Raw genomic sequence first — 3,471 nt, 5'->3', positions numbered from 1 at the left:
GTTCTGTGGAATCTGAAATGTCAAGGTCGTGTGGATTTGCCCTGGTTGACTGACACGATCGGCAACAGCGTGGCGGTCGCCGCGGTGCCGATCTCGCGTGGCGTGGCTCCGGCCGGAGTGGGGATGTCGGCCAGTCGGTCGAGCAGCTGGTCGAGTGCTATTTGGCCCTCGTCGACTGCGGCGCGTTCGTCGTCGGTGAGCGGGACGCTGGCGAGCATCCGTTGCAGGTTCTCCTTGGCTTCCAGAAGCTGCGCTCGGCTTGAGTCCTTCGGTGTGTAGAAATCGCAACGTGCGCAAGCCATTCGGTGTGGACACTGTTCGAAAAACGAATAGGTGCAGTATCCGTGGCCGAGGTCGTAGTACTGCCATGGCCCGCCGGCGGTGGCCTGCCCGGATGTGACGGCGTCCCGGTCGACGAGGACTTCGATGGTGCGAACGTTGCGGGCGAAGTAGCCAGCGTCGCTGTAGGCCTTGGCGAGGGTGTTCGGGGTGATCTTGGCGTAGTGCTGGGTCGATTCCGGGCTGCGGTGGCCGAGCCAGGCTTGCAGCTCGAACAGCGTCATCGGTTCCTTGGCGTTGTAGAGCTGTGTCGCGATGGTGGAGCGGGCGCGGTGGCTGGTGATGCGTCCGCGAACGTCGGCGGTGGGGACGCCGGCCTTGCGGCAGAGCATCGGGATGATCTTCTGGTTGATGTAGTTCTTGCTGACGCGGCTGGCGCGGACGGCGAACAGGAAATGCACTCGCTCACCGGTCTTTCGGTCGAGCATCGGCGGCTGTTCGGCCCGGATGTCCTGCCATGCCTCGATGGCCTGTCCGAGCAGCGGGTCGACCGGTTTGGTGAACGCGGTCCCGGTCTTGTGGGTAGGAATGTCGAGCAGGCAGACTGTGTCGTCGCGCTGGTTGTGGGCATTGGCGCTGTCGACCGAGTCGCGTTGCCAGCGTATGCATCCGACGCGCAGGCGGGCGATTTCGTCGCTGCGCTGACCACTGAACAGCCAGGTTAGCGTGATCGCGCGAACCATATCGACCGGGTGTGTGCAGGCCCCGTGGCCGGGCAGGTCGGAGGGGTCGAGGTTGAGCCCGGCCCAGAGCAGTTTGGCCCAGACATCGTCGGCAATCACTCGCGGATCCGGCCCCTGCAGAGCGGTGATGCTGCGGGGAGTGGCCAGCGCTCGCGCCGGGTCGAAACGACGCGGGATCCATTCCCAGTCCTGGCAGTCGCGGAAGAACGTTCGCGCAGCCCGCAGGTAGGCACGTTTTGTCTTGGGCGACAATGGTTTTCCGAGCCGGTCTTGGCGGCTCTCGCGCCAGTGCGTGGATTGAACGTGGTCGCCGACAGTCATGCGGTCGACGGCTGCGACCCATGCCGCGCAGGTCTGCCGTGTCCACTGGCCGGGTTCGGCGATCTCGGGGTGATCGGCGGCGAGCCATCGTCCGGTCTTGGCCAGGATGACCCGGTAGATGCTGCGGGTGGATGGTTCCAAGGTGGAGGTGGCGTTCCAGCGCTCCACCCACTGCGCCCAGGTTGCCGAAGCCCCGGTGATGGGCACTGGCCCGTCTCCGAATTTCGGCGCTGCCGGTGGATCGGTGTGCCCGAGCGCGGCGAGAGCTCGATGAATGCCGTGCAGGTGGCGGATGTGGTGGTGTTGCTGCATCGTCGGGGTCGTGCGGAGTTCGGCCAGTGTCTGTGAGGACAGGTCGCTCAGGCTCGGGCTGCGGTTGAGCAGCAGGATCGAGCAGACCAGCGACGCCAGTTCGTTGGCGCGGTAACCCCACCTGGTCAGGACCTCGCGGATCGGCCCGATCGCGTTCTCGACGGTCTCCGGGCCGAACACTCGTTGGGCCAATGCTGGTCGTTCGAACGGACCGGCCAGCTCGAAGGCGGTGAATCCCGTCAGCAGGTAGGCGTAGGCCAGCAGGAATCGGCGCGCTGATATCCCGACCTGTCCGGGATAGTCAGCGCGAAGATGTGTAGGACTGAGCACCTCACCCCACTCACGGGCCGTCCATGCCCAGAATGCCCGGTCAAGCGTGACGCAGCGATGCAATACGATCGCGGCGCCGTCTCGCGCGAATCGTTGCTGATGACGGTTGCCGCGATTCCAATGCATTACCGTCAGCGCATCATCGAGCGGGTCCGTGAGTCGCTGGATCTGTTGCCATGCACTCGAATTGCGGTCCCGGTCGCGCCGCAGCCCGTCGAAACCCAGCGTGCGCAGTCCGTCGGATTCGACGGTCGAGAGCCGGCACCGGCGGCGGTATTTGTTGATATCCAGCGGCCATGTTCGTGCGTGATCTGCGGCCAGCCCGATGACGGCCGCCGATGATGTGACGGTCACCGGGCCGCGCTCTCCTGCTCGCCGAGCCGAGCCAGCATCTCGACCCGCCAGCCGTGGATCTGATCCATGCCGCGGGCGAGTTTGTCGGCCAGTTCCCGGCCGGACAGATGGATGTAGGTGAGCGTGGTCTCGGTGCTGCGATGCCCGGCGAACGTGGCGATGGCGTGCAACTCCCAGCCCGTTCGCGCCAGATCCGTCAAGCACAGATGCCGTGTCGTGTGAGTCGAAAACTGCGGAACCCCCGCAGCAACCGCGATGCGCCGCACCACCTTCGACCACGTCCACAAACTCACCGGCTGCCCGTGGTTGCGCCGCGATTCCGACAGGAACAACCGGCCCCGAGCCCGGCTGATCGCCGCCCGATGCGCCAGATACCCCTGCAACAACGCCCCGGTCGCCGCCGAATAGGGCACCATCCGTTCGAGCCGGTTCTTCGTTGTCTCGGCCCGGATCCGCAGCATCCGCCGACCCGGGTCCAGGTCATCGGTGCGCAACGAGCACAACTCCTCGCGCCGTAGCGCCGCGTCATAAGCCAACGCGAGCATCACCCGGTTGCGCGGCGGCTCCGCTGCCGCGACGGCGAGAATGTCCATCCACTGCGACTCGGTCGGGATCCACGGCAGCTTCGTCAGCCTCGGCACCAGGCCACGCTGCTGCCCGCCCCACTTACGTCCGGGCGTATAGCGGCCCCGCCCAACCGGATTCGACTCCCGAAACCCCCCTTCGACCAAATAGTCGAAATACAGGCGCACCGGAACCAGTCGCTGCTGGATCGTGGCGTTCGCCAACCCGCACCCGGAATCGATCGACACCACGTTGGCGCCGCGCCGACTGGCCCGGCCGGTCAGCTCGCGAACAAAGACCGCGACGTCAGCCCGGTTCGCGACCACCGGATCGACGCCCTGATCCTCGCAGACCCGCAGGAACTCGGCCAGCCCCCGCGCATACGCATCGATCGTGCGCGGCGCCCGGCCAAGATCGGTCCACACCCGCAGCCACTCAGCCGCCCGCTCGTGCCGACCAAGCACTGGCCACTTCTCCTCCAACCCCATTGCCGCCAAGCCTGCCTCCCAGTTCCGTGGTCAGATTCGGAGCCGTCGAGCTCCTCGGATTGATTCCACGTAACTAATAA

The 3,471-nt window shown here is 65.8% G+C and carries 2 protein-coding genes; both read right to left on the bottom strand.

Annotated features, from left to right (window positions below):
* Window positions 1–20 precede the first annotated feature (20 nt).
* Window positions 21–2,339, bottom strand: a complete 2,319-nt coding sequence (locus tag IU459_RS36815; protein ID WP_324199177.1) for a tyrosine-type recombinase/integrase — start codon at window positions 2,337–2,339, stop codon at window positions 21–23.
* Complete coding sequence (locus IU459_RS36810; protein ID WP_324199176.1) at window positions 2,336–3,367, bottom strand: tyrosine-type recombinase/integrase; 1,032 nt, start codon at window positions 3,365–3,367, stop codon at window positions 2,336–2,338. Before IU459_RS36810 ends, IU459_RS36815 begins: the two co-directional genes overlap by 4 nt.
* Window positions 3,368–3,471 lie beyond the last annotated feature (104 nt).

Origin of the sequence: Nocardia amamiensis (assembly GCF_015477605.1) — a bacterium.
Lineage (GTDB): Bacteria > Actinomycetota > Actinomycetes > Mycobacteriales > Mycobacteriaceae > Nocardia > Nocardia amamiensis_A.
Note: the sequence above shows the minus strand (reverse complement) of the source record. Positions and strands in the feature narration are given on the sequence as shown.